The organism is Bacillus sp. EE-W1, assembly GCF_009760835.1.
Taxonomy (GTDB): Bacteria; Bacillota; Bacilli; order Bacillales; family Bacillaceae_G; genus Bacillus_A; species Bacillus_A wiedmannii.
Window position 1 is genome coordinate 105,980 of the sequence record NZ_WIPE01000064.1, and the last position, 7,640, is coordinate 113,619.

Consider the following 7,640-nt stretch of genomic DNA (forward strand, 5'->3'; position numbering starts at 1 on the left):
CAATTTTTTAAAAGAAATCATAAATAAATGCTTCTCGTACCGGAACTATATTCTCAAACGCTCGTATTTCCTCTTCACTTCCTCTAATTAATTCTAGTTCATTAAGTTCTAACGGACGTTTGTATCCAAACATTATAGTAGATAATGCATTTATATCTAGCCTAATTCCTTTATCCTTTATTTCTTCTTCTATAATTATTATTTCATGATTTGCAAGCTTCACTGTAACGTTATTCCACGGTGCAAATGAATCTATAATATGTAAAATCACTTCTTGCTGTGCATTGTTCCAATTCAACTCATATTGTTTTAAGAACTGCTCCACATCTACAATTCTGCCCATAAAATATGGTTTTATTTCTGCTTTCACGCGTGGCTCTTTTAGTGTATATAATAACGGTTCGTTTTCACTCACTGTCATTTCAAATTCTTTAATCATAGAATCATGCTGACAAATAAAGTTCCACAGACCATTTCGCGCTTCATTATGCAGTGGAACAAATTCTTCTACTGTCATTTTATAGTTTTCTATTTTATATAGCATGTAGCCAGCTGCCGTTTTATTTTTATCGTAATAAATCGCTAATGTTAAATCATCATAAACAGCTTGTAACCACCATTTTTCATCGCGAACTAGCATACCGGAAAAACGTTCTGCAAATGTTTCATAAATCTTTTCGACCTCTTCTGGGTGATTTTCTTTATTGAAACGTTTTACAGTACCATTTACTTGTTTTTTCATAACTAAATCACTCTTTGTCATATGACATACAAAGAGATTCGCACAAAGTTCCCAGCCGTATTTACGGTAAAATGAAACAGCAAATGGATGTAGCATTGATACTGTATATCCGTCATTTTTCATCGTTTGAAGTGAGTGTTGAAGCAATTCTTTTACATACCCGCTTCTTCTATACTCTGGATACGTCGCTACCCCTGCAACGCCTCCCATTTTAAATTTTTCTTTGCCTATGTATATATGAAACGGAATAAGATGCAGTTTTGCTGCTACATCTTCACCTTCCATAATACCGTATATTTCATGACTTTCTTTCATCTTTGTAAGTTGTTGTTGCAATCGTTCCTCATCAACTTTATATTGAAAAGCGTATTCCGATAAGCGTAATGCTTCTCTAAATATATCTTCTTTTAATCGTATAACGTTCATATATTTCTCCTCCATTCCTTGTTTGAATTGTACCATAATTCTCAATATTCCAGTGCGGTGAATGAAATTATATGGACTTAACGACACGAATCCAATATAAAAAGCAGATACATCCCGTATCTGCTTTTTATTACTTTATTTGGCTAACTTTTGAAGTTCTTCGAAGAATGTAGGATATGATACGCCTACTGCTTCTGCGTCTTCAATTGTTGTTTTTCCTTCTGCTAGACAGCCGGCAATTGCAAGCATCATTCCGATGCGGTGATCACCGTAACTATTTACTGTATTGCCTTTTAGTGCTGATTTTCCGTAAATAATCATCCCGTCATCAGTTGCTTCTATGCGAGCTCCTAGTTTCGTTAACTCCGCAACAACTGTATCAATACGGTTCGTTTCTTTTACTTTTAATTCGTGTGCGTCTTTAATAACTGTAATTCCTTCTGCTTGCGTTGCCGCTAAGGCGATAACAGGAATTTCATCGATTAATCTTGGGATAATATCTCCACCAATTTCGATTCCTTTTAATGAAGATGTTTCAATTGTAATATTTGCAGCTGGTTCTGATGCTCCTTCGTTAATTGGCTCTACAGTAAAAGTAGCACCCATTTTCTCTAAAACATCAATAATACCTGTACGAGTTGGGTTCATTCCTACATTTTGTAATACTAGTTTACTATTTGGAATAATTGCACCTGCTACTAAGAAAAATGCTGCTGATGATACGTCACCTGGTACTTGAACGTCTGTCGCTGTTAACTTCTGTCCACCTGCAAGTTTCACTGTTTTTCCCTCGCGAGTTACGTTAACACCAAATGCTTCAAGCATTCTTTCCGTATGATCACGTGAAATATGTGGTTCTGTAACAGCTGTTACACCTTCTGCACGAAGACCTGCAAGTAAAATAGCTGACTTTACTTGCGCACTCGCTACAGGTGAAGTGTATTCAATTGCTTTTAAATCTCCACCACGTATTGTTAACGGTGTAAACGTCCCTTCTTCGCGGCCATCAATGTTTGCACCCATTTGTTTTAATGGATTTGTAACACGTTTCATCGGTCTTTTTGCGATAGATGCATCACCTTGTACGCAAGAGAAAAATGGTGTATTTGCCAAAATTCCTGACATTAAACGTATTGTTGTACCAGAATTACCAACATCTAATACAGCTTTCGGTTCTTGTAAGCCTTCTAATCCTTTACCAACTACAGTGACTTCATCACCATTTTGCACGATTTCTACTCCCATTTCTTTAAAGCAAGAAATTGTACTTAAACAGTCTGCACCGGGCAAGAAACCTTTAATTGTTGTTTTTCCTTCTGCAATCGCGCCGAACATGACAGCGCGGTGTGAAATGGATTTATCTCCTGGAATTGTAATAATACCATTTAATCCGTTATTAACAGGTTCTATTGTTCTTTCCTTCATGTTTTCACCTTCTCATTTAAATTGTTTCATAAGTTTGGTATTTTTCTACTCTAAGCGCTAGCTTTGCTTTCATACGATCTTCTTCTCTTTGGAAGCTAATACGTAATACCCCAAGCAACCCTTCACGTGCTTCTAATATTTGCAAGTTCGTAATACTAATTTCTTCACGTGCCAAAATACTCGTAATATGAGCCAATGCCCCTACTTTATCTAAAACATCGACGTATAAGTCGTGATAGGCAGGAATTGCCCCTCTCTTTCGTACTGGTAAAGAGTCACGGTATTCTTTCGCGTCTGCAAAATAGTTTTGAATCTCGCCTGCATCTCCGGTAGAAACTGTATCATATAAGTCTTCCATTTCAGAGATCCACTCTTTTAATAATACCATTAAATGCTCGCGATTTTGCTTAACAATATCACTCCACATTTTTGGGCTACTAGATGCGATACGTGTAATGTCTTTAAACCCTCCGGCAGCTAATTGATGAATGAGCGGATTATCTCCTGCATGTTTCTCCACTTGCTTTACTAATCCAGCTGCGATAAGATGCGGAAAATGACTAACGATCCCTGTTACATAATCATGTTCCTCCGTATTTAGAACGAGAAAATGAGACCCTGTTCCTTGTAACCAACGCTTTAGTTCTTCCACATGTTCATTTGGCACATGATTCATCGGCGTTAAAATATAAAATGCATTTTCAAATAAATGTGCTTTTGCACTTTCAACTCCCGTTTTATGAGAACCTGCCATCGGATGTCCACCAATAAAAGAAACTTCCTTTGAAAATAAAGCTTCCGCTTCATTCATGATCGTCCCTTTTGTACTACCAACATCTGTTACAATAACATCTTCTCGTAAATGAAATGACGCTAATTTGTGTAATAACTTTTTCGTTTCTTCAACTGGAGAAGCAAACACAATTAAATGCGCCTCTTCACATGCATGCTGTAAATCTACTGCTACTTCATCTACTACATGTAATTCTTTTGCACGCTCTACTTGTTCTTGAAATATATCATAACCTGTTATCGTTACATCGTGCTCTTTCTTAATTGCTAATGCGAGAGAGCCTCCGATTAAACCAGTTCCAATTAAAACTACCTTTTTACGCATTTTCCTCATCTCGAGACTTTCTTTTTTTATTTTCAAAGTGTTGTTTTAACACTGAAATCACTCCTTCATTTTGCTCCCTTGTTCCGACTGTAATACGGACACCATTTGGGAACGGACGAATAATAAATCCTGCGTGTGCACAAGCTTCATAAATCTCCCCAGCATTCTCAACTGGCAAGAAGATAAAATTTGTTTGCGATGGATAAAACGGAATTTCATTTTCCTTACAAAAGCTTTCGTATTGTTGTAATCCCTCTGTATTCACACGAACTATTTCCTCAATAAACTCGTCATCACCAAAAGCAATCGTCGCTGCTTTTTGCGCTAATGAAGATACGTTAAATGGCAAACGTACGACATTTAATTTCTCGATTAGCTCTTCCTGTCCAATTGCATATCCAACGCGGAAAGAAGCTAATCCGTACGCTTTAGAAAATGTTCTAAGTACAAGAATGTTTTTATGTTTTTCTAAAAGCGGTAATGTCTCTGGGAAATCCTTTGCTGTTACGTATTCATAGTACGCTTCATCAATGACAATTAACGTATTTTCACTAATACCTTCAATAAATTGAGTCAATTTTCGATCATTCACATATGTGCCTGTCGGGTTGTTCGGATTACAAATCCATACGATTTTCGTATTATTATTTATTGCTGACGAAATTTCGTCTAAATCGTATACACCGTTATTTAAAGGGATTTCTTTCACTTCACAACCTTCAATAATTGCATGATGACGGTACTGCGGGAATGTTGCACCAGCCGTTACGATGTTATCTCCTGCTCTAAGTACTGCACGGCTTATTATTTGAATGACTTCATCTAAACCACTACCGCAAAGTATTTGTTCCATTTGAACATGTAACTTCTTTGCAATTGTTTGACGAAGCGCTATAGCACCTCCGTCAGGATATAAAGCATGTTCCAACCACGATTTTTGCAACTCCTCTAAAACACGTGGTGAGCAGCCGAATGGATTTTCATTTGATGCTAATTTCACAAATAAATGATCTCCGTACACTTCTTTCATTTGTTCAGGTGATTTACCTGGTTTATATGGTTGTAATGATGATAGTTGATCTTTTACTTGCATGTTAAAACCACCTTTTTATTAAAATTCTATTGCGTATTTATTATGTTGCGTAATGTTTTGCTGAATTAAATCCATACGATCTTTTCCGAATTGTTCGACTAGTGCATGTGCAAGTTCCCATGCTATAACAGATTCAGCTACTACACCTGCTGCTGGTACTGCACAACTATCAGATCTTTCAATACTCGCTTGGAATGCTTCTTTCGTATCAATATCAACGCTTGCTAACGGTTTGTATAATGTAGGTATTGGCTTCATAACACCTCTTACGACAATTGGCATTCCTGTTGTCATACCGCCTTCTAAACCGCCGGCATTATTCGTTTTTCTCGTGTATCCATTTTCTTCATCCCATAATATTTCATCGTGTACTTTACTTCCTGGCTGTCTTGCTGCTTCAAAACCAACGCCAATTTCAGCACCTTTAAATGCATTAATACTCATAATTGCACCAGCAAGTTTTGCATCTAATTTACGATCGTAATGAACGTAACTACCAACACCAATTGGCATACCTTCTGCAATGACTTCAACAATACCGCCGATTGAATCCCCACTACTTTTAGCGTTATCTATCGCATCCATCATCTCTTGTTCTACTTCTTTATCTAAACATCGAACTGGTGAATTTTCAGTAATCGTTTGAATTTCTTCTATTGGTAAGTTTGAAATTCGTTTCGCTTGTACCCCACCAATTTCAAGAACATGCCCTGCAATTTCTACGCCTAATTCTTTCAAAATTTGTTTCGCAACTGCACCAGCAGCTACACGAACTGTCGTTTCTCTTGCAGATGAGCGCTCTAATACGTTTCTTATATCACGATGTCCATATTTAATTGCACCGTTTAAATCTGCATGTCCTGGACGTGGTTTTGTAATTGTACGTTTCATATCTTTGCTTTCTTTTTCCGAAATTGGCTCTGCACCCATTACTTTCGTCCAATGTTTGAAATCATCATTTTTAACGATTAACGTTATTGGTGAGCCAAGTGTCATCCCATGACGAACACCACTTACAATTTCAACTGTATCAGTTTCTATTTGCATGCGTCTTCCGCGTCCGTGCCCTTTTTGTCTTCTTAGTAATTCTTTATTAATATGTTCCGATGTTAATATTAAACCTGCTGGTACACCTTCTAAAATAACTGTTAACTGCGGTCCATGTGATTCTCCAGCTGTAATGTATCTCATTTCTCTTGCCCCTTTACTATTTTTTTGTACAAAAAAGTCCCTACTGAGCGCTCAGTAGGGACGATGTTTATCGCGGTACCACCCTAGTTGTAGACAACTATCGTCTACCTCTCTTCTTCTGTAACGATCGTTTGACCGTCTTTCCCTCCAAAAGTTGGCGGAAAAGATGCTCCAAGGCTGTAATTCATGCTTATCTTTGTACTGATTCACACCGACCATCAGCTCTCTTTAACAGTGAGATAAGCACTACTGTTTCCTCTTCAGCGCATATATGATATGGAATTAAGATAATTTATTTTTGAAACCTTTTAACTCATCCATGAATCTATGGAATTCTGGAATATCCATTTGTTGTGCAGAATCTGATAATGCAACCGCTGGGTCTGGGTGTACTTCAGCCATTACTGCATCTGCACCAATTGCAAGTGCTGCTTTCGCTGTTGGTAATAATAAATCTCTGCGTCCAGTTGAATGCGTTACGTCAACGATTACTGGTAAATGTGTTTCTTTCTTTAAAATCGGTACTGCTGAAATATCTAATGTGTTACGTGTCGCTCTTTCGTATGTGCGGATACCACGCTCACATAGAATAATTTGGTCGTTACCTTGTGCAATGATGTACTCAGCTGCGTTAATGAACTCATCAATTGTTGCTGCTAATCCACGTTTTAATAATACTGGCTTGTTAACTTTACCTACAGCTCGTAATAAATCGAAGTTTTGCATGTTACGTGCACCGACTTGAATGACATCAACGTAGTCTAGCGCCATTTCAACATCGTTCGGATTTAAGATTTCACTAATGATCGCTAAGTCGAACTCATCTGCTACTTGGCGTAAAATTTGTAATCCTTCTACTCCTAAACCTTGGAAATCGTATGGAGATGTTCTTGGTTTGAAAGCACCACCGCGCATTAATTTTAGACCTTGGTCTTTCATCGCTTGCCCTACTTGGCGAACTTGCTCTAAGCTTTCTACCGCACAAGGTCCCATGATGAACGTTTGTGTTCCGTTTCCAATCAATTCACCTTTTACATTAACGATTGTATTTTCTTGTTTCTTTTTACGTGATACTAGTAATGCTTTACGGTTATCATCTTCTTGTAATTCTAAGCTAGCTTTGAAGATTGTTTTGAAAATGTGTTGAACTGTTGACGTTTCGAATGGTCCTTCGTTATGCTCTGCGATCATATCAAGTACTTCACGCTCACGTACTGGATCAAAACGTTTCGTACCTTGTACTTGCTTTTGCTCCCCAATTTTTTGAACGATTTCACCACGTTTGTTTAAAAGGTGTAATAGTTGTAAGTTAATTTCATCTACCTGTTTACGTAATTGATCTAATTCATGATTTGCCATTTGGAAATCCTCCTCTAATGTTTTAAAAGTATAGTAAGAGAATGAAAAATTCTCTATTTTCTGAACTGATAAATTATACAAAATTTAAGTGGAATCGATACCTCTTCTTATTTTAAACGAATACTTACTATAAGGACACTATCAACTCAATCAAAACCCACTTTTTTGTACAAAAAATCCCTACTGATTCAATCAGTAGGGACGATATTTATCGCGGTACCACCCTAGTTGTAGACTAACTTTCCGTCTACCTCTCTTCACTGTTAACGATCAATTGACCGCTTTTT

6 protein-coding genes and 2 other annotated features (1 of these 8 cut by a window edge) are annotated in these 7,640 nt (G+C 37.3%); all 6 genes read right to left on the reverse strand.

Annotated features, from left to right (window positions below; genetic code table 11):
• Positions 1-7: 7 nt before the first annotated feature.
• The gene (locus tag GFJ36_RS15355; RefSeq protein ID WP_141542827.1) at positions 8-1,168 is read right to left on the reverse strand and encodes a GNAT family N-acetyltransferase; all 1,161 of its coding nucleotides are present in this window, start codon (positions 1,166-1,168) and stop codon (positions 8-10) included.
• 135 nt (positions 1,169-1,303) lie between these two features.
• The gene (aroA, locus tag GFJ36_RS15360; RefSeq protein WP_000664597.1) at positions 1,304-2,593 is read right to left on the reverse strand and encodes a 3-phosphoshikimate 1-carboxyvinyltransferase; all 1,290 of its coding nucleotides are present in this window, start codon (positions 2,591-2,593) and stop codon (positions 1,304-1,306) included.
• A gap of 16 nt (positions 2,594-2,609) precedes the next feature.
• The gene (gene tyrA, locus GFJ36_RS15365) at positions 2,610-3,710 is read right to left on the reverse strand and encodes a prephenate dehydrogenase (RefSeq protein ID WP_087983910.1); all 1,101 of its coding nucleotides are present in this window, start codon (positions 3,708-3,710) and stop codon (positions 2,610-2,612) included.
• Positions 3,703-4,803: a histidinol-phosphate transaminase gene (hisC, locus tag GFJ36_RS15370; RefSeq protein WP_097891854.1), complete on the reverse strand. Its 1,101-nt coding sequence runs from the start codon at positions 4,801-4,803 to the stop codon at positions 3,703-3,705. The genes tyrA and hisC overlap by 8 nt, the downstream gene beginning before the upstream one ends.
• 18 nt (positions 4,804-4,821) lie before the next feature.
• On the reverse strand, positions 4,822-5,994 hold the full coding sequence (aroC, locus tag GFJ36_RS15375; protein ID WP_087983756.1) for a chorismate synthase: 1,173 nt from the start codon (positions 5,992-5,994) through the stop codon (positions 4,822-4,824).
• A 53-nt stretch (positions 5,995-6,047) separates the two neighbouring features.
• Positions 6,048-6,267 (reverse strand) — a binding site (T-box leader).
• A gap of 9 nt (positions 6,268-6,276) precedes the next feature.
• The gene (locus GFJ36_RS15380) at positions 6,277-7,353 is read right to left on the reverse strand and encodes a bifunctional 3-deoxy-7-phosphoheptulonate synthase/chorismate mutase (RefSeq protein WP_001273578.1); all 1,077 of its coding nucleotides are present in this window, start codon (positions 7,351-7,353) and stop codon (positions 6,277-6,279) included.
• A gap of 194 nt (positions 7,354-7,547) precedes the next feature.
• Positions 7,548-7,640 (reverse strand) — a binding site (T-box leader) (it continues 142 nt past the right edge of the window).

Coding starts and splice junctions, on each gene's coding strand:
- GFJ36_RS15355 (WP_141542827.1), bottom strand. CDS start 1,168: ATGAACGTTATACGATTAAAAGAAGATATATTTAGAGAAGCATTACGC.
- aroA (WP_000664597.1), bottom strand. CDS start 2,593: ATGAAGGAAAGAACAATAGAACCTGTTAATAACGGATTAAATGGTATT.
- tyrA (WP_087983910.1), bottom strand. CDS start 3,710: ATGCGTAAAAAGGTAGTTTTAATTGGAACTGGTTTAATCGGAGGCTCT.
- hisC (WP_097891854.1), bottom strand. CDS start 4,803: ATGCAAGTAAAAGATCAACTATCATCATTACAACCATATAAACCAGGT.
- aroC (WP_087983756.1), bottom strand. CDS start 5,994: ATGAGATACATTACAGCTGGAGAATCACATGGACCGCAGTTAACAGTT.
- GFJ36_RS15380 (WP_001273578.1), bottom strand. CDS start 7,353: ATGGCAAATCATGAATTAGATCAATTACGTAAACAGGTAGATGAAATT.